Below are 25,378 nucleotides of genomic sequence, written 5' to 3'. Positions count from 1 at the left end.
CCCACAACACCCACGGAGACAAGACGATGAAAAGACGCATGCTGATACAAGCCGCCGCCGGTCTGGCACTGCCCGGTCTGACGGCCATGGCCCAGGCACAGGCTCCGGACTGGCCCACCGGCCCGGTGCGCATCATCGTCGGCTTTCCGCCCGGGGGCGGCACCGATGCGCTGGCCCGCGTGGTGGGGCAGAAGCTGTCGGTGATGTGGGGTCAGCAGGTGCTGATCGAGAACAAGGCCGGCGTGGCCGGCGTGCTGGCGGCGGAGTACACCTCGCAGCAGCCCAGCGACGGCAGCGTGCTGCTGATGGCCCATATCAACAGCCATGCGCTGGCGCCGAGCCTGCAACCCAAGCTGCGCTATGACGTGGAGCGCGACTTCGTGCCGATTGTGCTGGTCGGCGTCACGCCCAATCTGCTGATTGCCCACCCCGGCGCCAGCGCCAAGACGCCCAAGGACATCGCCGCCCTGTGCAAGGCCGAGCCGGGCAAGATCGCCTTCGGGTCCGCCGGCCAGGGCTCTGCGCAACACCTGGCCCTGGAGATGTTCAAGCTGCAGGCCAAGGTGGACGCGCTGCACATTCCGTACAAGGGCAGCGGCCCGCTGCTCACCGATCTGATCGGTGGCCAGATCCCCTACAGCTTCGAGACCATGACGGCCGCGACGCCCCATGTGAAGAGCGGCAAGGTGATCGCCATCGCCCAGACCCGGGCCAAGCGTGCCAAGGGCCATCCGAACGTGCCGACGATGCAGGAGCTGGGTTATGAGGGCTTCGAGGCCACCACCTGGTACGGCCTGGTCGGCCCGGGCAAGCTACCGAACGCGATCGCGCAGAAGATCAACCGCGACGTCAATACCGTGCTGGCCATGCCCGATGTGCAGGAGCGCATGGACACCTATGGCGCCGAGGACGGCGGCGGCTCGACCGACAAGTTCAAGAAGTTCATCCAGACCGAGATCGCCAAGTGGTCCAAGGTGGTGAAGGACGGCAAGGTGTCGGCCGACTCCTGATCTCGGCTGATCTCTGGCTTATGCTGGTGGCTGTTTTCACCCACCAGCCGCCCTCATGAGCCCGATCTCGCAGCAAGGCCTGACCGATTGCCTGATACAGGCACGCCGCCAGGGCCTCAGGCCCAGCGCGCTGGACTGGGCCGATGCGCTCGATGACCCGGCAGCAGCCTATGCGGTGCAGGACCGGGTGGCCGCGGCGCTGGACTGGTTCGGCGACGCGCCGCCGCGCTACTGGAAGTCCGGCGGCCCGTCGCGTGACACCGACCTTACCCATGCCGCTCTGCCGCCCGCTGCAGTGCGGGCCAGCCCTGCCGACTTCTCGGATTTGACGTTTCATGGCCTAGGCATCGAAGCCGAGGTCGCGCTGCGGTTGAGCCTCGAGGTCAGCCCGGCGTTGGCTGCGGAACTGACGCCAGCAGCGGCCGAATCATTGATCGCCGCAATGACCGTCTCGGTCGAAGTCGTCGCCTCGCGCTGGCTCGAAGCCGGCGCTGCACCGGCTCTCTTGCGCCTGGCCGACCAGCAATCGCATGGCGCGCTGGCGCTGGGCGAGTGGCTGCCTTACCAGCGTCGTGACTGGGCGCAGCAACGCTGCGAGGTGCAGATCGGCGACCAACCCATCAGAGCCTACACCGGCACCCATTCGCTGGGCGACCCGGCCTGGCTGCTGCCCCAGTGGCTGCGCCATCTGACCCGCGATGGCGCCAGCGTGCCGGCCGGCACCATCGTCACCACCGGCACCTGGTGCGGCCTGTTGCCGGCCAGCGCCGGCGATAGGATCAGCGTGGCCTTCGACGGCCTGGGCCAGGTCAGCTTGCGCCTCTGATTTCAACACCCCACAAGACTGGACTGCCGCCGTGAAACTCACCCTCCTGCCCCTGAGCGCACTGCTGCTGTCGGCCTGTGCCCCGCTGGCCACGCAGCAAGGCCTGGTCGCCAACGGCTTCGATGCCGGGGGTTACCCGGTCGTCGTCTGCGACGCCGCCTATGCCGGCAGGCCGGCGGCCTGCATGGTCTCGGGCAGCGGCGACCGCCAGCTGCTGCGTGGCAATCTGATCAGCAATGGCCGCATGTATGTCGGCGGCAGCCTGCTGGTCGGCGCCGATGGCCGCATCGAGGCGGCCGGTTGCGCAGTGCCCGTGAACGCCGTCAATGCCCTGCAGGCCGCCAAGACTGTGACGATAGACTGCCCTGGCGCGGTGATCTCGGCCGGCTTCGTCAATCTGCATGAGCACATCGACTACAGCTACCAGCAGCCGGCCCAGCCACCGACCTCGAAGTGGATACACCGCAACCAGTGGCGCCCGCTGCCAGCGGCCGAGCGCGGCTTCGAGGGCGATGCACCCAAGGACGAGTCGGTGCGCGCCGAGGTCAGCGAGCGGGCGATGCTGCGCCATGCCTTGAGCGGCAGCACAGCGGTCTCGGGCGCCAAGGACTACCGCGCCTATCTGCGCAATCTGAAGCTGGCCGAGGTCGGCTCGGTGACGGCCGCCCCCGCCGGCAAGCCGGTGCTGGACAGCACCTTCCCACTCAATGACGCCGGCACGATGCAATGGCCCACGGCCCCCTGCACGGCAGGCCAGGTGGCGGGCGTGCGCGTGAACCGTGACAACCCCTTCGTGCCCCATGTCGGCGAGGGCACCAACGAGGGTGCGCAGTACGAGGTGGACTGCGTGCTTGACGCGATCCGCGGCAAGACCACGCCGAACGCCTTCATCCACGGCGTGGCCATCAGCGAGGCACAGATACCCCGTTTGCAGGCGCAGGACGTGGGCGTGGTGCTGTCGCCGCGTTCCAACTTCCAGCTCTATGCTGCGGCGCCACCGGTCACTCAACTGAAGGCCGCCGGCGTGACCCTGTCACTGGGCACCGACTGGTCGCCGTCGGGGTCTCTCACGATGCTGGACGAGGCCCGCTGCCTGGCCCGCTACAACCACGACAGGCTCGGCGGGCAGCTCAGCGCCGCAGACCTGCACCGCATGCTGACCGAGAACGGCGCCAAGGCCGTGGGCCTGCAGGGCCAGATCGGCCGCCTCGCGGTTGGCGAACTGGCCGATGCGGTGATCATCGACAGCGAGGGCCGGCGCTCGCTGTCGGAACTGTTGGACAAGACCGCATTGAAGCAGACGGTGGCGGTGTTCGTCGGTGGCAAAGCCGCCAGCTTCCCCAGCGCATGGGCCGGCAAACTGCCGCAGTTGGACAACTGTGCCCCAGACCCGCGTGATCTCTGCGGCCAGCAGCGCACCGTCTGCGGCGCCAATGCCCTGCGGCCCTTGAGCCAGCTGCTGAAGCAGGCGATCTACACCATTGACGACGCGAAAATCTGTGCGCCGCAGCCGACCAATGACTGTGTGGTGAAGTAGTCCCTGCGTTACTCGCCGCGGCTGGCCGCGACGGCCACGTCGGTGCCCGCGGCCACGCCGATGTGGCGCATCACCCGCTGCGGGAATGGAATCTCCACGCCCTGCTCGTTCAGGCAAGCAAGAATGGCCAGGTTGACGTCCGAGCGCACATTGCCCTGGCCGCCCTCGGGGTCGGCGATCCAGAAGGCCACGTTGAGGTCGAGGCCGTCCGCGCCAAAGCCCTTCAGCTGAACCGCCGGCCCGGGGTCCGGGAGCACCCGCGGCACGGCCTTGACCGCCTCCACCAGGCGCGGCATCAAGCTGTTCAGATCGGTGCCGTAAGCCACCTGCACGCCGGTGGAAACGGAGACCTGGGAGTCGGCCAGCGAGGCGTTCTCGATGCGCTGGGTGATCAGCATCTCATTGGGCACGATGGACTCGCGGCCGTTGAGCGCCCGAATCACCGTGTAGCGGGTCTTGATGTCGGTGATGCGCCCCTCGAAACCATCCACCACCACCATGTCGCCGATGCGCAGGGACCGCTCGGCCAGGATCACGAAGCCGCTGACATAGTTGGAGGCGAGCTTCTGCAGGCCAAAGCCTATGCCCACGCCGACCGCGCCGCCCAGCACGCCCAGCGCGGTCAGGTCGATGCCCGCGGCCGACAGCGCGAACAGCAAGCCCACGAACAGCAGCAGCGCGCGGGTGGCATTGGCCGCCATCTTGCGGATAGAGATATTGGTGGTCGCACCGGTCAGCAGCCGCGACTCGATCGCCGCCGAGACCCACAGGGCGACGATCAGCACGATCACGGCAGACAGGGCACCCTCGATCAGATTGCGCAGCGAGACCTGGTTGGCACCCAGCTTCCAGGTGATGTCGTCCATCTCCTCCAGGATGATGGGCAGCAGGCCAGTGATCCATAGCACCACGCCCACCCAGGCCAGCCAAGACACCGTGCGCTCGATCAGCCGCACCCAGCGAGAAGTGGGAAAGGCCGCCCGCATCACCCGCGCCGTCAGCCGTATCGCGGCCAGGGACAGCAGCACCGGCAACACAAGCTTGAACACCGCCAGCGGCACACCAATAACGGGCAGCAGCTTGCGGGCCCCAAGGGCCAGCAGCAGGGCCAGCAGAGGAAAGAGCACGCCGTCGATGACATTGCGGCCGAACAGTACCGAGGGGGCGGCGTGGTGCGGCTGGCCGGGCACGGCGGCCTGATCCAGCGTGTTGCGCAGCGTGCGCACGATCAGCCAGGCCAACAGCAGGCAGGCCAGCAGCAGCGCCGCCTCGGTCAGCACGCTGGGCTTGAGCAGATCATCGGCCAGCCGGCTCAACTCCCCTGGGGTCAGGGGTTGACTCATCAACAACTTGTCTTTTGCCATGTCGCTATTGTCGAGGAACTCAGGCCAAGTTCCCGCTCAGCACCTGCAGATGCACGCCCACGCTGCGCGCCAGCGCCGGCAGGCTGTAGCCGCCCTCCAGGCAGGAGACGATGCGGCCCTTGGCATGGCGCCGGGCCACGTCCATGATGCGCTGGGTGATCCAGGCGTAGTCGGCCTCGACCAGGCCCAGCTGCCCCAGCTCGTCATCGCGGTGGGCATCGAATCCGGCGGAGACGAAAATCATCTCGGGCTTGAAGCGCTCCAGTGCCGGCAGCCACATCGCCTCTATCATCTCGCGCACCTCGCCGCCCTTGGTGTAGGGGGGAATAGGCACATTGACCATATTGGTACCCATGGGCACGCCGCCGCTGTACGGGTACAGCGGGTGCTGGAAGATGCTGACCATCAGCGCACGCTCGTCGCCGGCCAGGATGTCCTCGGTGCCATTGCCATGGTGCACATCGAAGTCCACCACCGCCACGCGCTTCAAGCCACGCACGTCCAGCGCGTGGCGCGCAGCGATCGCAACATTGTTGAAGAAGCAGAAACCCATGGTCTCGCTGCGGGTGGCATGGTGCCCCGGCGGGCGCACGCCGCAAAAGGCGTTCTCGGCGCCGCCGTCGAGCACCAGATCGGTGGCCGCCACCGCCGCACCGGCGGCGCGCAGGGCGGCCTTCCAGGTGTGCGGGCCGGCAAAGGTGTCGGGGTCCATCGCGCGCGACTCGCCGCTGGCCTGCAGCTGCTCCAGCGCGTACTTCAGTTCGGCGACGTAGGACACGCTGTGCGCCAGCTCCAGGTCTTCGAGCCGGGCCGGCGGCGCCTCGATCCGCTCCAGGCCGATATCGAGGCCGCTGGCTAGCAGCCAGTCCTCGATCGCGTCCAGGCGCTGCGGGCATTCGGGGTGGCCGGCGCCCATGTCATGGCGGCGGCAGTCGGGATGGCTGAAATAGGCGGTGGACATGCTTGTCTCAGTCGGCACGAGGGCTGACTTTTTGGGTTATGGTGCGCTGCATGAAGCATGCATTGCCCGAACAACTGAACCGGTTGGTGGACCAGATTAGCACGATCATCGTGGGCAAACGTCCGCAGATCGCCGACAGCCTGGCCTGCCTGCTGGCAGGTGGACACCTGCTGATCGAAGACGTTCCCGGCGTCGGCAAAACCACCCTGGCTCATGCGCTGGCGGTGTCGCTGGGGCTGAAGTTCTCCCGCGTGCAGTTCACCGCGGACATGATCCCGTCCGACCTGATCGGGGTCAGCGTCTATGAGCGCGCCGCCGAGAAGTTCGTCTTCCACCCGGGCCCGGTGTTCGCCCAGGTGCTGCTCGCCGACGAGATCAATCGCGCCGGGCCGAAAACGCAGAGCGCCCTGCTGGAGGCGATGGAGGAGCAGCAGGTCAGCGTCGAGGGCGAGACGCGCCCGCTGCCCACCCCCTTTTTCGTCATCGCCACGCAGAACCCCAGCGAGCAGCTGGGCACCTATCCGCTGCCCGAGTCGCAGCTGGACCGCTTCCTGATGTGCATCACCCTGGGCTACCCCGACCGTGCGTCCGAGCGCGCTCTGCTGGCCGGCCAGGACCGACGCGAGGCACTGCGCGAGCTGCCGGCGCTGATGACGCCCCAGCAGATGCTGGACGCGCAGCGCGCGGTGCGCGAGGTCCATGCCTCGGACGCCCTGCTGGACTATCTGCAGAACCTGATCGCCGCCACCCGCTCCGGCCAGTGGTTCACCGAGGGCCTGAGCCCGCGTGCCGGCATCGGCGTGCTGCGCGCGGCCAAGGCGCGGGCCCTGCTCGACCAGCGCGACTATGTGGCACCCGACGATGTGCAGGCCATCCTGCCGCAGACGGTGGGGCACCGGCTGGTGCCGGTGGCCGGCAGCGGGCGCGGCCGCGTCGAACAGGTACGCGCGCTGATCGCGGCCGTGCCGCTGCCTTGACGGAGCACGTGGCGATGTCTTCGCCCCTGCCCGCGTCGCGGCCCACATCGCTGCCCCGCTGGGCGCTGCGCCGACGCATCAACCAGTGGTGGGAGCTGCGCCACACGCCGCACGACACGCTGACCCTGACGCAGCGCAATGTCTATATCCTGCCCACGCCGGCCGGCCTGGCCTTTGCTGCGTTGCTGTTGCTGCTGCTGCTGGCCTCGATCAACGACCAGTTGAGCCTGGGCTATCTGCTGACCTTTCTGCTCGCCGGCAGCGGCCTGGCCTCGATGCATGCGACCCACGGCACCCTGCGCGGCCTGACCCTGCATCTGCGCCCGGTCAACCCGACCTTTGCCGGTCAGCCCGCGCTGCTGGAACTTCGCCTGACCAACCCCGGCGCCCAGCGCCACGGCATAGGCCTGCGCCTGGCCGGCCATGAGCATGCCCACGACATCACCTGGACGGATGCCCAGGCGCTCACGCAGACCTCAGCGCGATTGAGCTTCCTGCCCGAGCGGCGCGGCCTGCAGCCGGTGCCGGCCCTGCGTGCCGAGACCCGCTTCCCGCTGGGCCTGTTCGGTGTCTGGACGATCTGGCGGCCGGCGGCCCAGGTGCTGGTCTATCCCAGGCCGGAGGATCAGGCTCCGCCGCTGCCGGCCTCCTCGGCGCTGCACGGCCATACCGGCAGCTCGCGTGCCAGCAGCGGCGGCGAGTACGAGGGCGTGCGCGCCTACCAGCGCGGCGATCCGCTGAAACTGGTAGTCTGGAAGAAGGCCGCCCAGGCCTTGCAGACCGGCGGCGAGCTGGTCAGCCGCGACACCAGCACCAGCGTCAGCCATGAACTGTGGCTGGACTATGGCCACTGCGCGGGGCTGGACCCCGAGCAACGACTGTCGCGCCTGACCGCCTGGCTGCTGCGCGCGCAGGACCTGGGCCTGGACTACGGACTGCGCCTGCCCGGCACGGAGCTCGCGCCCGGCCAGGGCGAGTTGCATCAGCGCGAGTGTTTGCGGGCCCTTGCCCTATGGGGGTTCGCGGCATGAGTGCGACGCGAGCCTGGTTACCAAGCTGGTCAGGGTGGCGGCATCTGCCGCGCGAAACCCGGGACACGATGTTTCTGCTGGCCGTCATCGCGCTGACCATCGCGCCCCATGCCAGCCATCTGCCTGCCTGGTGCAGCGTCATCACCGCGGCGGTGCTGGTCTGGCGCGCGCGCCTGGCGTTGCTGGGGGCGGCACTGCCCGGCCGCTGGATTCTGGTCGCGGTGCTGGCCATCGTTGTTGGCCTGACTTTTGCCACCCACCGCACCCTGCTGGGCCGCGAGGCCGGCGTCACCCTGCTGGTGATGCTGATGGCGCTGAAGACGCTGGAGCTGCGCGCACGGCGCGACGCCTTTGTTGTCTTCTTCCTCGGCTTCTTCCTGGTGCTGACCCACTTCCTGTATTCACAGTCGTTGCTGACGGCGCTGCTGATGCTGCTGACCGTCTGGGCCCTGCTGACGGCCGTGGTCCTGGCCCAGATGCCGGTGGGCCATCCACCGCTGCAACGCGCCGCCTTTGTGGCCGCACGCACCACGCTGTATGGCACGCCGGCCGTGGTGCTGCTGTTCCTGCTGTTTCCCCGCATCGGCCCGTTGTGGGGCGTGCCTTCGGAGAATGTCGGGCGCACCGGTCTGTCCAACCAGCTGAGCCTGGGCGCCATGTCCGAGATCGCCAATGACGAGAGCATCGCGATGCGGTTGCGCTTCGCAGGGCCTGTGCCGCCGCCCGAGAGCTTGTACTTCCGCGGCCCGGTGCTGAGCCGCTTCGATGGCCGGCAATGGCTGCCGGCGGAACGCGACCCCAGCCTGCCTTCACGGCGCCCCAGCTGGCGCACCGGCGGTCAGAAGCTGGACTACGAGATCACGCTGGAGCCGCTGCGGCTAAGAGTGCTGCCGCTGCTGGAGTCATCGGACCAGCCGCCCGGCAGCAGCTTCATGGTGGATGAGCTGCGCGTCACCCGGAGTGCCGACCTGCAATGGCTGGCCGCCCGCACCGTCACAGAGCGTCTGCGTTTCGAAGCCAGCGCCTGGCTGGGCTATCGCGCCGGCCCTTTCCAGCCGGACCTGAGCCTGCGCCAGGACGTCCAGCTGCCGCCCGGTCTGAACCCGCGCACGCTCGCCTGGGCCAGCGCGCTGCGCAACCGCCCCGATCTCGCCCAAGCCGATGCACCCACGCTGGCCGCTGCGGTGATGAGCCATATCAAGCGCGAGGACTTCACCTACACCCTGGCCCCTGGCCGCTACGGCGAGGACTCGCCCCATGTGGTGGACGAATTCTGGTTCGACCGCAGGCTGGGCTTTTGCGAGCATTTCGCCGCCGCCTTCGTGGTCGTGATGCGGGCCATGGATGTGCCGGCCCGTGTCGTCACCGGCTTTCAGGGCGCCGATCCGCAACTTCAGGACGGCTACTTGATCGTGCGCAACAGCCATGCCCATGCCTGGGCCGAGTTCTGGGCCGAGGGCCAGGGCTGGATGCGCGCCGACCCGACCGCGGCGGTGGCGCCCGAGCGCATCAGCATCAGCCGCCAGTTGCAACCGGCACCGGGTCTGATCGGCGGAGCCCTTGGCACGGTCAACCCGGAGCTGTGGCTGGGCGTCAGGCGCGGCTGGGAGAATCTGAACAACCGCTGGAACCAGTGGGTGCTCAACTATTCGAAAGCGCAGCAGTTCGAGCTGATGCGCAAGCTGGGTTGGAGCTCACCCGACTGGCAGGCGCTGACGCAGCTGATTGCCGGCGTGATCGTGATCGTCGCGCTGGCCGGCATGGCCTGGACCCAATGGGACGCGCGCCGCCGCGACCCCTGGGAGCGCCAGCGCAGCCGACTGATCAAGGCTTTGCAAGATCTGGGCCTCGACGCTCAAGCCCATATGGGCCCGCGCAGCCTGGCGCAGCAGCTGCGCACGCTGCGCGGCGCCGCCGCCGAACCGCTGGCGCAACTGCTTGAAGCGCTGGAAAAGCAGCGCTACGCCCAGGGCGCACAACACCTGGCCCCCAAGCCCTGGTGGCGCGACTTCAAGTCAGCCGCCGCCCGGCTGGGCCCCTACTCTTCCTGAACCCGATCCATGCCCACACTGTCCCGCCTGCTGCTCCCCATCACAGTCTGCGCCTTCGCCCTGCTCGCCCCCAGCGCCGAAGCCGCGCAGAAAAAGAAGAGCAAGGCCAAGATCCATGCCAAGGCGGTCAAGGACGCCGCCCCCAAACCCTATGGCCGCCGCGAGGATCTGATGCGCTTTGCTCAGGACCTGGCCCAGGCCCAGGGCTGGGATGCGGCCGAGCTGCAAGCGCTGCAGAGCCAGATGGCCCAGGCGCAGAAGCACCCGACGGTGCAGCGTCTGATCATGCCGCCGCCGGCCGGCACGGCCAAGAACTGGGCCGCCTACCGGGCGATGTTCGTCGAGCCCCGGCGCATACAGGCCGGCCTGGCCTTCTGGCGCGAGCATGAGGCGAGCTTGAACCGCGCCAGCGAGCAGTACGGCGTGCCGGCGGCCATCATCGTCGGCCTGATCGGCGTGGAAACCTTCTACGGCCAGATCATGGGCGGCTTTCGCATCATCGATGCGCTGACGACCCTGGGTTTCGACTTCCCTCCGGGCCGCAAGGACCGCTCCGAGTTCTTTCGCGAGGAACTGCGCCAGTTCCTGATACTCAGCAAGCGCGAGGGCCTGGACCCGCTGACCGTCAAGGGCTCCTACGCGGGCGCCATGGGCCTGCCCCAGTTCATGCCCGGCAGCTGGAACCGCCATGCGGTGGACTTCGACGGCAGCGGCCGGATCGACCTGGTGAACAGCCCCGCCGATGCGATCGGCAGCGTCGCCCACTACCTGGTCCAGCATAGCTGGCAGCGCGACCTGCCCCTCACCTTCGAGATCCGCGTGCCGGTGGACAGCAGCGCCCGCGCCACCTTGCTGGCGCCCGACATCCTGCCCTCGTTCAGCGCCGCGCAAATGGTGGAGCTGGGCGCCGTGCTGTCCGAGGATGGGAGGCAGCATGCCGGTCCTCTGGCCCTGGTCGAGCTGCAGAACGGCGAGGCCGCGCCCAGCTATGTGGCCGGCACGGCCAACTTCTATGCGCTGACGCGCTACAACTGGTCCAGCTACTACGCGATGGCGGTGATAGCGTTGGGTCAGGAGATTGCCTCACAACGGTGACTCCGGAGCGTCGTGGCCGGGCGATGACACAGCGGCAGCCTGGCGCGGTGCATGCCAATAGCGCCGCCGGCGGTCGCGCTCGCAGATGCTGGTCAGGCCGTCCCAGCGCCAGGCGCCGCAGTCGGCACTGGTCACTACAGCAATATGCCGCGCCTCGTAGCGGGCCATCACACTGGCAGCCGGATGGCCGAAGCGGTTGCGGTAGCCGGCCTGGAAGACAGCAGTCTGCGGCGCCACCGCGTCAAGCAGCTCGGCGGTCGATGAGGTCTTGCTGCCGTGGTGCGGGGCGGTCAGCACCTGGCTGCGCAGCGCCAGCCCCGATCGCGACACCAGGGCCTGCTCCTGCGCCGCCTCGATGTCGCCAGTCAGCAGCAGGCTCTGGCCGGTCTGCGCACTGCTGACCCGCAGTACGCAGGACATCGCATTCGATTTGCTCGGGCCGGCATAAGCTTCGGGCAGTGGATGCAAGACTTCAAACCTGACCCCATCCCAGACCCATTGCTGGCCGGCCACGCAGCGGGTGGCCCGCGGCGCCGCAAGCAGCAGCGTATGCTCGGCCTCCAGCGAACTGCTCAGTGCACGGACATCGAACTCCTTCAGGATGCTGGCCGCACCGCCGACATGGTCGCTGTCGCGGTGGCTCAGCATCAGCACGTCGATTCGGCGCTCGCCGCGGGCGCGCAGCAGCGGCAGGATCACCCGCTGACCGGCATTGCTGTCAAAGGCATAGGCCGGGCCGCTGTCGTAAAGCAGCAGGTGCTCACGGGTGCGCACCAGCACGGCCGTGCCCTGACCTACATCGATGGCCAGCACCTCGAAGCGGCCCGGTGCCATTTGCGGCAGCACCGGCCACAGCAGGGGCAGGGCCAGCGGCAGGCCCAGTGCACGCACGCGCCAGGGCAGCGGCAACACCAGCAGCAGCCCGGCCAGCAGGCCGCCGGCCTGGGCCCACAATGGCGCCACCGGCACGGACCAGACGGCCATCGGCTGGGTGGCCAATCCTTGCAGGCCCAGATTCAGCGCCTGCACCAGCCAGGCGGCCACCTGCCACAGCAGGGGTAGCGCCGCGCCCAGCAGCGCTAGCGGCGTGATCAGCAGGGTCACCAGCGGTATGGCCAGCAGATTGGCCACCATGCCGACCACCGACACCTGCTGAAAAAGCAGCAGGCTCAGCGGCGCCAGGCCCAAGGTGGCCACCCATTGCGTGTGCCAGGTGCTGCGCAGACTGTGCGTCAGGCGCTCCCGCCAGCGCGACGCGGCTGTCATCGCGGGCTGATCCGGGCCGGTGGCCATCAACAGACCCACCGCGACGAAGGACAACCAAAAACCCGCCTGCGTCAGCGCCCAGGGATCGATCACGCAGACGACCCAGGCGGCTGCCAGCAGCATCATGGGCCAGGGCCACAGACGCCCCAGCGAACGCAGCAGCACCAGGGTGACCAGCATCCAGACCGTGCGCTGGGCCGGCACACCCCAGCCGGCGAACAGGGCATAGGCCAGCGCCGCCGACACACCTCCCCAAAGCGCCGCCTGCGGCGCCGGCAGCCACAGCATCAGACCTGGCCCCCTGCGCCACAACCGCCCGACCAGCGCGCCGAAGATCCAGGCAAACATGGTGATGTGCAGGCCGCTGATGGCCATCAGGTGCGCAATGCCGGTCTGGCGGTACAGCGCCCAGTCCTCACGAGCGATCGCCCCCTGGTCGCCCAGCGACAGCGCCGCCAGCACGCCGGCCGCACTGCTGTCGGGCACGTGGCGGTAGATCCTGTCACGCAGCGACTGCCGCAACCGGTCCACCGGATAGGCCGCGGCCGATTGCAAGGGCTGGGCGCCGGGTCGCACCGTGCCGGTCGCGCGCAGCCCCTGCTCCAGCAGCCACAGCTCGTAATCGAAGCCGTGGGGATTCATCAGACCGTGGGGCCGGCGCAGCCGCACCGTCAGCCGCCATTGATCGCCAACCCGCCATCGCGACGGCGCCGCTTCAGCCGGGCCATAGGCCGCCAGCAGCAGGCGCTGGGGCACCTGCGCACCCGGTGTGAGCACCGCCTCGACCTCGAAGTGGAAGCGCCAGCCCGGGTCTCCAGCGATGCCCACGGTCGGCTGGGGCAGCGAGGCGACCAGGCCCAGCAGCGAAATATCGCGTCCTTCCCAGGCGGCAGGCAGTTGCTGACTCATCGCCAGGTGAGCACGCCAGGCGCCGTAGCCAAAGCCCAGCAGCGCGAACGCCAACACCACCGAGGTGAGCTGGCGCCACCGCCATCCAAGGCCCAGCAGCAGAGCGGCGCCAAGACCCAGCCAGAGCAGCGCAGCCAGGCCTGGCAACTCGGCGAGCAGCTGCACGCCGGCCATGCCCAGCAGGCTGGACAGGCAAGAACCCATCAGAGCAGTCAGGCCGAGCTTCAAGCTTCTATGCCTCCCTGGTCAGCAGTGTAGGATTGCCGCCACTTCGACTCACCCAGGCTTGCCCTATGTCCAATATCTACGACCGTCTCAAGTCCCTCGGCATCGAACTGCCGCCCGTCGCCGCGCCGGCCGCCGCCTATGTGCCCTTTGTGCAGACCGGTAATCTGGTCTTCCTGTCAGGCCACATTGCCAAGAAGGACGGCAAGCCCTGGGTCGGCCAGCTCGGCAAGAATGTTGATACCGCCACCGGCAAGCTGGCCGCCCGCGCGGTCGCCATCGATCTGCTGGGCACCCTGCACGCTGCCGTCGGCGATCTGAACCGCGTCACCCGCATCGTCAAGCTGATGAGCCTGGTCAACAGCACCGGCGACTTCACCGAACAGCATCTGGTCACCAACGGCTGCTCCGAGTTGCTGGCCGAGATCTTCGGCGACAAGGGCACGCACGCGCGCGCCGCCTACGGCGTGGCCCAGGTGCCGCTGGGCGCCTGCGTCGAGATCGACATGATTGCGGAAGTGAGCGCAGCTTGAGGCTGGGCGAACTGTTCAAGGGCCAGCGCCTGCTGGCCCTTATCTGCCTGGGCAGCCTGGCCGCCGTCGGCGCCGCCCTGGTGGCCCAGCATCTGTTCGATGTGAAGCCCTGCCCCTGGTGCGTGCTGCAGCGACTGGTATTCCTGCTGATTGCTGCGGTGGCCGGCCTGGGCTGGCTGGCCGGCCGGATTCGCGCTGCCCAGGTCGCGGCTTTCGGTCTGATCGCCCTGCTGGCCCTGGGTGGCGTGGCTGCAGCCTACTACCAGCACGAGGTGGCCTCGCAGATGGCCTCTTGCGCGATGACTTTTGCCGACCGTGTGCTGACCGAGCTGTCGCTGGAGTCGGCCGTGCCGGCGCTGTTCATGGTCACCGCCTCTTGCAGCGAAGCGTCGCAATACCGGCTGCTGGGCCTGCCCTACGAGATCTGGAGTGGCCTGCTGTACGCGCTGACCCTGCTGCTGTCGGTGCTGGCACTGCGCAACAAGCGCTGATCAAGCACACAAACAAAAACGCCCTGCATTTGCATGCAGGGCGTTTTCGTACCTGGCGAACCAGGAATTTGGAGCGGGTAACGAGGCTCGAACTCGTGACCTCGACCTTGGCAAGGTCGCGCTCTACCAACTGAGCTACACCCGCAATTCACTGCCTGGAGGCGCGAGCCGGAGTCGAACCGGCCTAACCGGATTTGCAATCCGGGGCATAACCGATTTGCTATCGCGCCAAGAACCTTTGGTGGGATTCTTTTCAAACTTCAGAAACTCTTGCGTGCCTGCCAGAGCACAAGTTTCTGATCACATCTGGAGCGGGTAACGAGGCTCGAACTCGTGACCTCGACCTTGGCAAGGTCGCGCTCTACCAACTGAGCTACACCCGCATTTTCCTTACTTTCGACTTCAACTCAAACAACGTTTTCGTTTCCGCCGAAGCTCGAATTATATGCCGATTTCAACTTGCTGCGCAAGCCCTTTGCGGGGCTTAGCAGCATTTTCCGACTCAATGCTTCAACGAGTCAGCCGTCACGCCAGCGGCAGGCGCGGCAGCTTCGGCCTTGGCAGCCTCGGCCACCGCAGGCTTCACGGCCACCACCTCCTCATCCGGCAAAGGCTGAGGCATGGTTTCCAGCGCCAGCTCCAGCACCTGATCGATCCACTTGACGGGGACGATCTCGATCTGGTTCTTCACGTTCTCGGGAATGTCCTGCAGGTCCTTCGCGTTCTCTTCAGGGATCAGCACCGTCTTGATGCCACCGCGGTGGGCCGCCAGCAGCTTTTCCTTCAAGCCGCCGATGGCAGTGACTTCACCGCGCAAGGTGATCTCACCGGTCATCGCAACCGACGCCCGCACCGGGATGCCGGTCAGCGCCGAGACAAAGGCCGTCGTCATCGCCGCGCCGGCGCTGGGGCCGTCCTTGGGCGTGGCGCCATCGGGCACGTGGATGTGGATGTCGCGCTTCTCGAACAGCTCGTCCTTGATGCCCAGGCGCTTGGCTCGGCTGCGCACCACGGTGCGCGCGGCCTCGACCGACTCCTTCATCACATCGCCCAGCGAGCCGGTGCGGATGATGGTGCCCTTGCCCGGCATCACGGTGGCCTCGATGGTCAGCAGATCGCCGCCCACCTCGGTCCAGGCCAGGCCCACAACCTGACCAACCTGATTGGCCTTCTCGGCCTGGCCGTAGTTGTAGCGGCGCACACCCAGGAAGTCGTTCAGATTGTCTTCGGTGATGACGACCTTCTCGGTATAGGTCTTGAGCTGCACGCCCTTGACCACCTTGCGGCAGATCTTGGAGATTTCACGCTCCAGCGAACGCACGCCGGCTTCCCGCGTGTAGTAACGGATGATGCCGCGCAGGCCCGACTCGCTCAACTCCATCTCGGACTCCAGCACGCCATTGTTCTTGGCCTGCTTGGGGAACAGATAGCGCTGGGCGATATTGAGCTTCTCGTCTTCCGTATAGCCCGACAGGCGAATCACTTCCATCCGGTCCAGCAGGGCCGGCGGGATGTTCATCGAGTTCGAGGTCGCCACGAACATCACATCGGACAGATCGAAGTCCACCTCGATGTAATGGTCGCTGAAGGTGTGGTTCTGTTCGGGGTCCAGCACTTCCAGCAGCGCCGATGAGGGGTCGCCACGGAAGTCCATGCCCAGCTTGTCGATCTCGTCGAGCAGGAACAGCGGATTGCGCGTGCCCACCTTGGACAGCGACTGCAGCACCTTGCCCGGCATCGAGCCGATATAGGTGCGGCGGTGGCCGCGGATCTCGGCTTCGTCACGCACGCCGCCCAGCGCCATGCGCACGAACTTGCGGCCTGTGGCGCGGGCCACCGACTGGCCGAGCGAGGTCTTGCCGACGCCCGGAGGGCCGACCAGGCACAGGATGGGCGCCTTGACCTTGTCCACGCGCTGTTGCACCGCGAGGTACTCGAGGATGCGGTCCTTGACCTTGTCCAGTCCGTAATGGTCTTCGTTCAGCACCACCTCGGCATTGCTGAGGTCGTGCTTGATCTTGGTCTTCTTGCTCCAGGGCAAGTTGACCATGGTCTCGATGTAGTTGCGCACGACGGTCGCTTCGGCGGACATCGGCGACATCAGCTTGAGCTTCTTCAACTCCGCATCGGCCTTCTTCTTGGCCTCCTTGGGCATGCGGGCGGCCTGGATCTTCTTGTCCAGCTCTTCGAGGTCAGCGCCCTCTTCACCGTCGCCCAGTTCCTTCTGGATCGCCTTGACCTGCTCGTTCAGGTAGTACTCGCGCTGGCTCTTCTCCATCTGGCGCTTGACGCGGCCACGGATGCGCTTTTCGACCTGCAGGATGTCGACCTCGTGCTCGAGCAGCTCGAGCAGCTTTTCCAGGCGCTTGGCGGTCTCGTGCAGGTCCAGCACCGACTGCTTGGCTTCGAGCTTCAGCGGCAGGTGGGCGGCAATGGTGTCGGCCAGACGGCCTGGATCGTCGATGCCGGCGATCGAGGTCAGGATCTCGGGCGGGATCTTCTTGTTCAGCTTGACGTACTGGTCGAACTGCTGCGTCACGGCGCGGCGCAGGGCCTCGACTTCCGGCTTGGCATCAGCCTCGGGCGGAATCGGCACGACCTCGGCGACGAAGTGCTCTTCGGCTTCGGTGATGCTGGTCGTCGTAGCGCGTTGGATGCCTTCGACCAGCACCTTGACCGTGCCATCGGGCAACTTGAGCATCTGCAGGATGCTGGAGACGCAGCCCACTTCGAACATATCGTCGGGCTTGGGTTCGTCCTTGCCGGCGGCGCGCTGCGCCACCAGCATGATCTGGCGGCCCGCTTCCATCGCGGCTTCCAGCGCCTTGATCGACATCGGGCGGCCCACGAACAGCGGGATCACCATGTGGGGGAACACCACCACATCACGCAGCGGCAGCAGCGGCAGCGTGATGGGCTCTGCGGGCAAAACGGGATGACCGGACATGAAAACCTCTCTTTCTCGAACCCATCTGGGCCCGAGGGGTCAAATTGCAAGACGCGTGGGTAGGCAGCGCGTGAGGTCTGGCCTCAGGTCTCAGGCGCTGGGGATCAGGCGCTGACTTTCGCCTGCTCGCGGTAAACCAGCAGGGGCTTGGCGTCTTCATCGATGTTGTGCTCGTCCAGCACCACCTTGGCCACGCCGTCCAAGGCGGGCAATTCGAACATGGTGTCGATCAGCGAGTGCTCCATGATGGAGCGCAGGCCGCGGGCGCCGGTCTTGCGTGCCAGCGCCTTGCGGGCAATGGCCATAAGCGCCGACGGGCGGATCTCGAGCTCGACGCCGTCCATCGCAAACAGCTTCTGGTACTGCTTGAGCAAGGCGTTCTTCGGCTCGGTCAGTATCTGCACCAGCGCGTCTTCGGTCAGCTCGCCCAGGGTGGCGATCACCGGCAGGCGACCGACCAGTTCGGGGATCAGACCGAATTTGATCAAGTCCTCGGGCTCGACCTCGCGGAAGACCTCGGACACGCGCTTCTCGGACTTGGTCTTGACGGTGGCGCCAAAACCGATGCCCGACTTCTCTGAGCGGTTCTGTATCACCTTCTCCAGGCCGTCGAAGGCGCCGCCGCAGATGAACAGGATGTTGGTCGTGTCGATCTGCAGGAAGTCCTGGTTCGGATGCTTGCGCCCGCCCTGAGGCGGCACCGAGGCCATCGTGCCCTCGACCAGCTTCAGCAGCGCCTGCTGCACGCCCTCGCCCGACACATCGCGGGTGATCGAGGGGTTGTCGGCCTTGCGCGAAATCTTGTCGATCTCGTCGATGTAGACGATGCCGCGCTGGGCGCGTTCGACGTCGTAATTGCAGTTCTGCAGCAGCTTCTGAATGATGTTCTCGACGTCCTCACCCACATAACCGGCTTCGGTCAGCGTGGTGGCGTCGGCAATCACGAAGGGCACGTTCAACAGGCGGGCCAGCGTCTGCGCCAGCAGGGTCTTGCCCGAGCCGGTGGGGCCGATCAGGAGGATGTTGCTCTTCGAGAGCTCCACTTCCTCCTTGTTGCTGGCCATGTGCTTGAGGCGCTTGTAGTGGTTGTAAACCGCCACGGCAAGCGTGCGCTTGGCCGGGTCCTGGCCGATCACATAGCTGTCAAGGCTTTCCTTGATCTCGCTGGGCACCGGCAGGTCCGACTTGGCCGCGCGTGCGGTCGCGCCGTCGGCCGGGACTTCATCGCGAATGATGTCGATGCACAGGTCTATGCATTCGTCGCAGATGAACACCGACGGTCCGGCTATGAGCTTCTTTACCTCGTGTTGGCTCTTTCCGCAGAAGGAGCAGTAGAGGACTTTTTCGCTGGAAGCGCCTTTTTTGTCGGCCATGAGAATGAGTGTCTGTCAGGCGGTATGCCTGCTCAATGATAGTGCAAACAAATGGGAGGGCTTATTCGGAATAAGCCCTCCTTCGAGCAGCAATTGGCACGCCCGGGGGCCCCGGGGGCGCCCGCAGGGTCAGGGACGCTTGGCGATGACCTGATCCACCAGGCCGTACACCTGGGCTTCGTCGGCACTCATATAGTTGTCGCGCTCGGTGTCCAGCGCGATCTTTTCGTAGCTCTGGCCGGTGCGCTCGGCAAGTATCCGGTTCAGCTGCTCGCGGGTCTTGAGGATCTCGCGGGCATGGATCTCAATGTCCGTGGCCTGCCCCTGGGCGCCGCCAGAGGGCTGGTGGATCATGATCTTGGAGTTCGGCAGAGCCAGGCGCTTGCCCTTGGCACCGGCGGCCAGCAGGAAGGCACCCATGCTGGCGGCCATGCCCATGCACAGGGTCGAGATCTCGGGCTTGATGAAGTTCATCGTGTCGAAGATCGACATGCCGGCGCTGACGCTACCGCCCGGCGAGTTGATGTAGAAGAAGATGTCCTTGTCCGGGTTTTCGCTTTCCAGGAACAGCATCTGCGCCACCACCAGATTGGCCGACTGGTCATTCACCGGCCCGACCAGGAAGATGATGCGTTCGCGCAGCAAACGGCTGTAGATGTCATAGGCGCGCTCACCGCGACCCGACTGCTCGATGACGATGGGTACCATGCCCAGGTTTTGTGTTTCCAGCGCGCTCATGGGTGTACGAATCCTTTGTGGAGATGCTTGTGTTGTGGGGGCTGATTATGTGGCCACAAGAGCGGCCCTGAAAAAGACCAGGGCACCGGCCTTGCGGCGCGGTGCCCTGTGAGGCCACTACAACAGGTGTCGCGGCCGGTGTTGCGTCAATCAGGCCGACATCAGTTCGTCGAAAGGCAGGGCCTTGTCGGTGACCTTGGCGCGGCTCAGCACGAAGTCGGTGACGTTGTTCTCGATCACCACGGCTTCGACCTCGGCCATGCGCTCGCGATCGCTCAGGTACCAGCGCACCACGTCGGCGGGGCGCTCATAGCTCTGCGACATCTCTTCGATATGGGCTTGCAGCTGCTCGGGCTTGGCTTGCAGGTTGTTGGCACGCACCAGCTCGGCCACGACCAGACCCAGGCGCACGCGCTTCTCGGCTTGCGGCTTGAAGATCTCTTCGGGGATCGGCGTCGTGTCGGCATCCTTCACGCCACGCTTCTTCAGGTCTTCGCGGGCGTTGGCAACCAGGCGCTCGCCTTCGGTGGCGATCAGCGCATTGGGCACGTCCAGCTCGGCGACGCTGACCAGCGCGTCCATCACAGCGGCCTTGTTGCGACCCAGCACGCGGAACTTGACTTCGCGCTCCAGGTTCTTCTTGATGTCGGCGCGCAGCGCTTCGACGGTCGCTTCCTTGATGCCCAGGCTCTTGGCGAACGCTTCGTTCACTTCGGGCAGGTGCTGGGCTTCGATCTTCTTCAGGGTGACCATGAAGTCTGCTTCCTTGCCGGCCACGTCCTTGCCGTGGTAATCGGCCGGGAAGGCCAGCGGGAAGGTCTTGGACTCGCCCGCCTTCATGCCGCGCACGGCCTTTTCGAAGGCTTCCAGCATCTGGCCTTCGCCGATCAGGAACTGGAAGGCCTCGGCCTTGCCGCCCTGGAAGGTTTCGCCATCGATCTTGCCTTCGAAGTCGATCGTCGCGCGGTCGCCATCGGCAGCCACATCGGCGGCCGGGCGCTGGGCGAAGGTACGGCGCTGCTTGCGCAGGATCTCGACGGTCTTGTCGATCGCGTCCTCGGTGACTTCGCTGGAGATGCGCTCGACTTCGGCACCGCTCAGGTCACCGAGCTTGACTTCGGGATAGACCTCGAAGGTAGCGTCGAAGTCCATCTGGCCCTCGGGCGACTGTTCCTTCTGGGCGATGCGGGGCATGCCGGCAACGCGCAGCTTGGCCTCGTTGGCGGCGCTGGCGAAGGCCTCACCCAGCTTGTCGTTCATGACTTCGTACTGGACGGAGTAGGCGTAGCGCTGGGCAACCACGCTCATCGGCACCTTGCCGGGGCGGAAGCCGTCGGCCTTGACCGTGCGGGCCAGTTTCTTGAGGCGCTGTTCAACTTCCGTGTTGATATCAGCGGCCGCCAGCGTGAGCGTGATGCGGCGTTCGAGCTTTTCGAGGGTTTCGACGGTGACGGCCATGTTGTGACTCATAGAACTGTGTTGTCTGGTGCGCGGGGCCGGACTCGAACCGGCACGCCGGTGAAGGCGTCAGGACCTAAACCTGGTGCGTCTACCAATTTCGCCACCCGCGCTAGGTGTATGGGGCCCCGACCCTGCTACTTGCAAAGCCGGCACCCCGGGGCGATTCGGAAAACCCGCGATTGTAGCGGTTGGCGAGGGCAGAATTCCAATTTGCCCCGCCAGTCCGCAAAAAGCCGCCTCAGTGCGAGGCCAAGGTCGACGCTTCGTCCTCGGGCCGCTTGACCCGGAACCAGGCCGCATACATGGCAGGCAAGGCCAGCAGGGTCAGTGCCGTGGCGACGATCAGGCCGCCCATGATGGCCACCGCCATCGGCCCCCAGAACACGCTGCGCGACAGCGGAATCATCGCCAGCACCGCCGCGGCTGCCGTCAGCACGATGGGCCGGAAGCGCCGCACGGCCGACTCGACGATGGCATTCCAGGTCGGCACGCCACGCTCCCGGTCCTGCTCGATCTGGTCGATCAATATCACCGAGTTGCGCATGATCATGCCCATCAGCGCGATCACGCCCAGCAGCGCCACAAAGCCGAACGGTCTATCCAGCAGCAGCAGGGCCCCGGCCACGCCGGCAATGCCCAGCGGCCCGGTGAGGAACACCAGCATCGCCCGCGAAAAACTCTTCAGCTGCAGCATCAGCAGGGTGAAGGTCAGGAACAGCATGATGGGCACGCCGGCGGCGATCGAGCCCTGGCCCTTGCTGCTCTCCTCCACCGCGCCTGCCACCTCGATGGTGTAGCCAGGTGGCATCTTGGCGGCAAGCTCGTTCAGCAGCGGCGACAGCTGGGCCGAGACGGTCGGGCCCTGGAGCCCCTCGATCACATCACCCTGCACCGTCACCGCATAGTTGCGCCCCTCGCGCCACAGCACGCCCGGCTCCCAGTTGAAGCTGATCTTGGCGATCTGCGTCAGCGGCACGGCACGGCCGGTGCTGGTGGGCAGATAGGAGTTGGCGATGTCGCTGATGGCATTGCGCTCGTCCTGCGGTTGGCGCAGCACGATGTCGATCAGTTTGTCGCCCTCGCGGTACTGGCCCACCGTGCTGCCGGACAGCAGCGTGCGCGAGGACTGCGCGATCGTCTGGCTGCTGACGCCCAGTGCGCGGGCCTTGTCCTGGTCGATGTCCAGGCGCAGCACCTTGACCGATTCGTTCCAGTTGTCATTGACACCTCGCATATTCGGGTTGGCGCGCATCACCGCCTTGGCCTGGTCGGCCCACTCCCGCACCTTCTTGGCATCGGTGCCCATCACGCGGAACTGCACCGGGTAAGGCACGGGCGGGCCATTCGGCAACAGTTTGACGCGGCCACGCACATCCGGAAATTCATCGGCCAGCAGCTGGGGCAGGCGCTTGCGCAGAGCCTCACGCTCCTTCAGGTCCTTGGGCAGGACGATCGCCTGGCTGACGTTGGATTGCGGGAACACCTGGTCCAGAGGCAGGTAGAAGCGCGGCACGCCGCTGCCAATCCAGGTGCTGACCGAGGCCACACCGGGCTCCTTCATCATGCGCTGCTCGAAACGCTTGGCCTGCTCCTCGCTCTGCTGGATGGTCGAGCCCTCCGGCAGCCACAGGTCCACCAGGATCTCCGGCCGGCTGGAGTCCGGGAAGAACTGCTGCTGCACTTTGCCCATGCCCACCAGGCCCAGTACGAAGATGCCTATGGTCAACGCGATGGTGATGCGGCGGTGCTGCACGCACCAGTTCACCGCATGACGGAAGCGGTTGTAGAACGGCGTGTCGAACAGCTCATGGGCCTCGCCCTCGGCGCGCGGGTGATTGCGCAGCAGCAGCGAGCCCAGATAGGGCACGAAGTAGACCGAGACGAACCAGGAGATGATCAGCGCCGCGGCGGTGACGGCAAAGATCGCGAAGGTGTACTCACCCACCGTGGACTGCGCTAGGCCTATGGGCAGAAATCCGACCGCGGTGATCAGCGTGCCGGTCAGCATAGGCATCGCCGTCACGTCATAGGCATAGGTGGCGGCCCGCATCTTGTCGTAGCCCTCCTCCATCTTGCGCACCATCATCTCGACCGCAATGATGGCGTCGTCCACCAGCAGGCCCAGCGCGATGATCAGCGAGCCCAGCGAGATCTTGTGCAGGCCCACCCCCCAATAGAACATCGTCACGAAGGTGATCGCCATGACCAGCGGAATGGTGATGCCCACCACCATGCCGGGCCAGATGTCCAGGCGCAGCGGCTTGGTGTGCAGGCCCAGGGCGATGAAGCTGACCAGCAGCACGATCACCACCGCCTCGATCAGCACGCGAACGAACTCGCCGACCGAGCGCGACACGGCCGAGGGCTGGTCCTGCACCTGCATCATCTGCACGCCGGCGGGCAGGTTCTGCTCGATCTTGGCCGTGGCCGCCTTCAGGGCCTTGCCCATGCGAATGATGTCGCCGCCCTTGGCCATCGAGATGCCCAGCGCGATCACCTCCCTGCCCTGGTGGCGCACCATCACCGCCGGCGGGTCGGAATAGGCCCGCTCAATCTTGGCAATGTCGGCCAGTCGCAAGGTGGTGGCCATGCCGGTGACCGGGTTGACGGCCCGTATCGGCAGCGCCTTCAAGGCCTCGACCGAGTTCAGCTGACCGGCCACGCGCACCTGCAGGTTCTCGTTGCCGGCATTCAGCACGCCGGCACCCTCGACGGCGTTTTGCGCTGCCAACTGAGCGAACACCTGGTTCATGTCTATGCCCAGCTGGGCCAGGCGCTTCTGCGAGATCTCGATGAACAGCTTCTCGGGCTGAGCTCCAAAGACCTCGACCTTGGCCACATCGGTCACGCGCAGCAGTTGCTGACGCACCGCGTCGGCATGCTCGCGCAGCTCCTCGCGGGTAAAGCCATCGGCAGACAGCGCAAAGATCGAGCCATAGACATCGCCGAACTCGTCATTGAACACCGGGCCGATCACCCCGGCCGGCAGGGTGTGGCGCATATCACCCAGCTTCTTGCGCACCTGGTACCAGGTGTTGCTGACATCCTTGGCCGGCGAGCTGTCCTTCAGCTGGAAGACCGTCAGCGATTCACCTGGCTTGGTATAGCTGCGGATCTTGTCGGCGTGGGGCGCCTCCTGCAGCGTCTTCTCGATCTTGTCGGTGACCTGTTCGGCCATCTGCTGGGCACTGGCGCCCGGCCAGAAGGCCTGCACCACCATGGCACGAAAGGTGAACGGCGGATCTTCGTCCTGGCCGAGCTGGAAGTAGGCCGCAAAGCCCAGCACCATCAACACCACCAGCAGGTAGCGTGTCAGCGGGGCATGCTCCAGCGCCCAGCGGGAGATATTGAAGCGCGAGGCAGTGGACGAATCGTGATGCACGGTGGGAGCCGGTTTGTTACTCATGCGAGCACCCCTGGCTTCAGCGCGAAGCGCCGGATGCAGCGACGGCCGCAGCCGCGGCTCGCTCGGTCAGGCCGTAGCGCTTGACCTTCTGGCCGGGCGTCAGCACGTGCACGCCGGCGGTCACCACCTCCTGGCCACCGCGCAGGCCGCCCGAAATCACCACCTCATTGCCATCGGCGCTGAGCACCTGCACCACCTGCGTGCTGACCGTCATCGTCTTCGGGTCCAGCAGCCACACCGATGACTTGCCCTGGAACTCCATCACCGCGCTGAGCGGCAGCTTGATCACATCGGCCAGCTTGGGTAGCTCCAGCTGCACGGTGGCCGTCTGGCCCAGCTTGGCCGCCGGGGACTTGACCTCGGCCTTGACCTGGAAGGTGCGGGTGCTGGCATCGGCCGCCGCGGCCACCTCATGCAGGGTGGCGTCCAGCATGACGCCTTCCACCCCCCACAGCTTGACCTTCAATGCGCCCGGCACGGCGGCCGCGGCGCGGAACGAGGCCACGCGGTCCTCCGGCACCGAGAACACCACATCGCGCGGGCCGTCCTGGGCCACGCGGACGATGGGCGTGCCGGCATTCACGACGCTGCCCGGCTCGGCCTCGATGCCGGTGACGACACCGCTGACGTCCGAATGCAGGACCGCATAGCCGGCCTGGTTGCTCTGCACATTCATTTGCGCGCGGGCCTGGTCCAGCTGCGACTTGGCCGCCTTCAAGGCGGTCTCGCGGCGCTCCAGCTCGGCGCCACTGACAAAGCCCTGGTCTTTCAGATCCTTGGCGCGGCGGAAATCGGCAAGGTTCAGGTCGTAATTGGCCTGCGCGGCCACCTGACTGGCCTTGGCGGCGTCCTGGGCCAGCTTCAGATCCTGCGGATCCAGCTGGGCCAGGACCTGGCCGGCCTTCACCGTGTCGCCCAGATTGACGCGACGCGCCACCAGCTTGCCCGCCACCCGGAAGCCCAGCCGCGACTCGGTGCGTGCCCGGACCTCGGCCGCGAATTCATGCGTGCCGCCAGCGCTGCCCACCTGCACCACCTGGGTGCGCACCGCCCGCTCAGGGGCTGGCGCCTCCTGAGGCTTGCTGCAAGCCGCCAGGGCCAGCGCGAGAACCAGGGCGGGCGCGAGGCGCAGGCCCTGCGTCAAACGAAGAGGGAAACGGGCATTGGGCATGAAAAC

The 25,378-nt window shown here is 66.3% G+C and carries 18 protein-coding genes and 4 tRNA genes; 9 read left to right on the top strand and 13 right to left on the bottom strand.

Annotated elements, in window-relative coordinates:
- The first annotated feature begins 26 nt into the window (after positions 1-26).
- From DES47_RS16945 to DES47_RS16935, 3 genes are read left to right on the top strand one after another with little or no spacing between them, the layout of a single operon-like run.
- Positions 27-1,010, top strand: coding sequence for a Bug family tripartite tricarboxylate transporter substrate binding protein (locus tag DES47_RS16945; RefSeq protein ID WP_133701907.1), 984 nt, complete (start codon positions 27-29; stop codon positions 1,008-1,010).
- Positions 1,011-1,065: 55 nt separating this feature from the next.
- A complete protein-coding gene (locus tag DES47_RS16940) occupies positions 1,066-1,836 on the top strand; it encodes a fumarylacetoacetate hydrolase family protein (protein WP_133701906.1) in 771 nt (256 codons plus the stop codon).
- Positions 1,837-1,867: 31 nt separating this feature from the next.
- On the top strand, positions 1,868-3,373 hold the full coding sequence (locus DES47_RS16935) for an amidohydrolase family protein (protein WP_133701905.1): 1,506 nt from the start codon (positions 1,868-1,870) through the stop codon (positions 3,371-3,373).
- An 8-nt stretch (positions 3,374-3,381) separates the two neighbouring features.
- On the opposite strand, the gene DES47_RS16930 is transcribed toward DES47_RS16935, so the two are convergent.
- Both DES47_RS16930 and DES47_RS16925 read right to left on the bottom strand, forming a co-directional pair.
- The gene (locus tag DES47_RS16930) at positions 3,382-4,716 is read right to left on the bottom strand and encodes a mechanosensitive ion channel family protein (RefSeq protein ID WP_133701904.1); all 1,335 of its coding nucleotides are present in this window, start codon (positions 4,714-4,716) and stop codon (positions 3,382-3,384) included.
- Between the two features lie 40 nt (positions 4,717-4,756).
- On the bottom strand, positions 4,757-5,698 hold the full coding sequence (locus tag DES47_RS16925) for a histone deacetylase family protein (RefSeq protein ID WP_133701903.1): 942 nt from the start codon (positions 5,696-5,698) through the stop codon (positions 4,757-4,759).
- A gap of 50 nt (positions 5,699-5,748) precedes the next feature.
- Here DES47_RS16925 and DES47_RS16920 point away from each other — a divergent pair, with 50 nt between their 5' ends.
- Genes DES47_RS16920 through mltB form a run of 4 tightly spaced genes read left to right on the top strand, consistent with a single transcriptional unit; the run spans position 5,749 to position 10,852 of the window.
- Positions 5,749-6,675, top strand: a complete 927-nt coding sequence (locus DES47_RS16920; protein WP_133701902.1) for an AAA family ATPase — start codon at positions 5,749-5,751, stop codon at positions 6,673-6,675.
- 14 nt (positions 6,676-6,689) lie between these two features.
- A complete protein-coding gene (locus tag DES47_RS16915) occupies positions 6,690-7,706 on the top strand; it encodes a DUF58 domain-containing protein (RefSeq protein WP_133701901.1) in 1,017 nt (338 codons plus the stop codon).
- A complete protein-coding gene (locus tag DES47_RS16910) occupies positions 7,703-9,757 on the top strand; it encodes a transglutaminase TgpA family protein (RefSeq protein ID WP_243748344.1) in 2,055 nt (684 codons plus the stop codon). The genes DES47_RS16915 and DES47_RS16910 overlap by 4 nt, the downstream gene beginning before the upstream one ends.
- A gap of 9 nt (positions 9,758-9,766) precedes the next feature.
- Entirely contained in the window at positions 9,767-10,852 is a 1,086-nt protein-coding gene (gene mltB, locus DES47_RS16905) for a lytic murein transglycosylase B (RefSeq protein WP_133701900.1), read from the top strand.
- On the opposite strand, the gene DES47_RS16900 is transcribed toward mltB, so the two are convergent.
- A complete protein-coding gene (locus DES47_RS16900; protein WP_133701899.1) occupies positions 10,841-13,231 on the bottom strand; it encodes a DNA internalization-related competence protein ComEC/Rec2 in 2,391 nt (796 codons plus the stop codon). The genes mltB and DES47_RS16900 overlap by 12 nt on opposite strands.
- Before the next feature lie 89 nt (positions 13,232-13,320).
- Here DES47_RS16900 and DES47_RS16895 point away from each other — a divergent pair, with 89 nt between their 5' ends.
- Both DES47_RS16895 and DES47_RS16890 read left to right on the top strand, forming a co-directional pair.
- Positions 13,321-13,785 (top strand): RidA family protein, encoded by a 465-nt coding sequence (locus tag DES47_RS16895; RefSeq protein WP_133701898.1) that lies wholly within the window; start codon positions 13,321-13,323, stop codon positions 13,783-13,785.
- Positions 13,782-14,276 carry a disulfide bond formation protein B gene (locus tag DES47_RS16890; protein ID WP_243748343.1) on the top strand — a complete coding sequence of 165 codons (495 nt, stop codon included), beginning with the start codon at positions 13,782-13,784 and terminating at the stop codon, positions 14,274-14,276. Before DES47_RS16895 ends, DES47_RS16890 begins: the two co-directional genes overlap by 4 nt.
- A 69-nt stretch (positions 14,277-14,345) precedes the next feature.
- Here DES47_RS16890 and DES47_RS16885 read toward each other — a convergent pair.
- The 10 genes from DES47_RS16885 to DES47_RS16840 all read right to left on the bottom strand — a co-directional run bounded on the left by DES47_RS16885 (position 14,346) and on the right by DES47_RS16840 (position 25,372).
- Positions 14,346-14,421: transfer RNA gene (locus DES47_RS16885), tRNA-Gly, on the bottom strand.
- Positions 14,422-14,432: 11 nt separating this feature from the next.
- A tRNA-Cys gene (locus DES47_RS16880) sits at positions 14,433-14,506 on the bottom strand.
- Positions 14,507-14,583: 77 nt separating this feature from the next.
- Positions 14,584-14,659, bottom strand: a tRNA-Gly gene (locus tag DES47_RS16875).
- Between the two features lie 119 nt (positions 14,660-14,778).
- Complete coding sequence (gene lon / locus DES47_RS16870; RefSeq protein WP_133701897.1) at positions 14,779-17,223, bottom strand: endopeptidase La; 2,445 nt, start codon at positions 17,221-17,223, stop codon at positions 14,779-14,781.
- Between the two features lie 104 nt (positions 17,224-17,327).
- A complete protein-coding gene (gene clpX, locus DES47_RS16865; protein ID WP_133701896.1) occupies positions 17,328-18,596 on the bottom strand; it encodes an ATP-dependent Clp protease ATP-binding subunit ClpX in 1,269 nt (422 codons plus the stop codon).
- 129 nt (positions 18,597-18,725) lie between these two features.
- Positions 18,726-19,334, bottom strand: a complete 609-nt coding sequence (gene clpP, locus DES47_RS16860) for an ATP-dependent Clp endopeptidase proteolytic subunit ClpP (protein ID WP_133701895.1) — start codon at positions 19,332-19,334, stop codon at positions 18,726-18,728.
- A gap of 150 nt (positions 19,335-19,484) precedes the next feature.
- Positions 19,485-20,792, bottom strand: a complete 1,308-nt coding sequence (gene tig, locus DES47_RS16855) for a trigger factor (RefSeq protein WP_133701894.1) — start codon at positions 20,790-20,792, stop codon at positions 19,485-19,487.
- Between the two features lie 26 nt (positions 20,793-20,818).
- Positions 20,819-20,905 (bottom strand) — tRNA-Leu (locus DES47_RS16850).
- A 128-nt stretch (positions 20,906-21,033) separates the two neighbouring features.
- Positions 21,034-24,201 (bottom strand): efflux RND transporter permease subunit, encoded by a 3,168-nt coding sequence (locus tag DES47_RS16845; RefSeq protein ID WP_133701893.1) that lies wholly within the window; start codon positions 24,199-24,201, stop codon positions 21,034-21,036.
- Positions 24,202-24,217: 16 nt separating this feature from the next.
- A complete protein-coding gene (locus DES47_RS16840; protein ID WP_133701892.1) occupies positions 24,218-25,372 on the bottom strand; it encodes an efflux RND transporter periplasmic adaptor subunit in 1,155 nt (384 codons plus the stop codon).
- Positions 25,373-25,378: the final 6 nt, after the last annotated feature.

The sequence above is a fragment of the Roseateles toxinivorans genome, from assembly GCF_004362525.1.
GTDB classification, from domain to species: Bacteria; Pseudomonadota; Gammaproteobacteria; order Burkholderiales; family Burkholderiaceae_C; genus Paucibacter; species Paucibacter toxinivorans.
The sequence above is the reverse complement of the archived record's forward strand: the minus strand, read 5'-3'. Positions and strand labels throughout refer to the sequence as shown.

Excerpts from the sequence above, each read along its gene's own strand:
- DES47_RS16925 (WP_133701903.1), bottom strand. The coding sequence starts at position 5,698 with ATGTCCACCGCCTATTTCAGCCATCCCGACTGCCGCCGCCATGACATG.
- DES47_RS16900 (WP_133701899.1), bottom strand. The coding sequence starts at position 13,231 with ATGGGTTCTTGCCTGTCCAGCCTGCTGGGCATGGCCGGCGTGCAGCTG.
- DES47_RS16930 (WP_133701904.1), bottom strand. The coding sequence starts at position 4,716 with ATGAGTCAACCCCTGACCCCAGGGGAGTTGAGCCGGCTGGCCGATGAT.
- DES47_RS16845 (WP_133701893.1), bottom strand. The coding sequence starts at position 24,201 with ATGAGTAACAAACCGGCTCCCACCGTGCATCACGATTCGTCCACTGCC.
- DES47_RS16895 (WP_133701898.1), top strand. The coding sequence starts at position 13,321 with ATGTCCAATATCTACGACCGTCTCAAGTCCCTCGGCATCGAACTGCCG.
- DES47_RS16915 (WP_133701901.1), top strand. The coding sequence starts at position 6,690 with ATGTCTTCGCCCCTGCCCGCGTCGCGGCCCACATCGCTGCCCCGCTGG.
- DES47_RS16945 (WP_133701907.1), top strand. The coding sequence starts at position 27 with ATGAAAAGACGCATGCTGATACAAGCCGCCGCCGGTCTGGCACTGCCC.
- DES47_RS16910 (WP_243748344.1), top strand. The coding sequence starts at position 7,703 with ATGAGTGCGACGCGAGCCTGGTTACCAAGCTGGTCAGGGTGGCGGCAT.
- clpX (WP_133701896.1), bottom strand. The coding sequence starts at position 18,596 with ATGGCCGACAAAAAAGGCGCTTCCAGCGAAAAAGTCCTCTACTGCTCC.
- tig (WP_133701894.1), bottom strand. The coding sequence starts at position 20,792 with ATGGCCGTCACCGTCGAAACCCTCGAAAAGCTCGAACGCCGCATCACG.
- DES47_RS16920 (WP_133701902.1), top strand. The coding sequence starts at position 5,749 with ATGAAGCATGCATTGCCCGAACAACTGAACCGGTTGGTGGACCAGATT.
- mltB (WP_133701900.1), top strand. The coding sequence starts at position 9,767 with ATGCCCACACTGTCCCGCCTGCTGCTCCCCATCACAGTCTGCGCCTTC.
- DES47_RS16940 (WP_133701906.1), top strand. The coding sequence starts at position 1,066 with ATGAGCCCGATCTCGCAGCAAGGCCTGACCGATTGCCTGATACAGGCA.
- lon (WP_133701897.1), bottom strand. The coding sequence starts at position 17,223 with ATGTCCGGTCATCCCGTTTTGCCCGCAGAGCCCATCACGCTGCCGCTG.
- clpP (WP_133701895.1), bottom strand. The coding sequence starts at position 19,334 with ATGAGCGCGCTGGAAACACAAAACCTGGGCATGGTACCCATCGTCATC.
- DES47_RS16840 (WP_133701892.1), bottom strand. The coding sequence starts at position 25,372 with ATGCCCAATGCCCGTTTCCCTCTTCGTTTGACGCAGGGCCTGCGCCTC.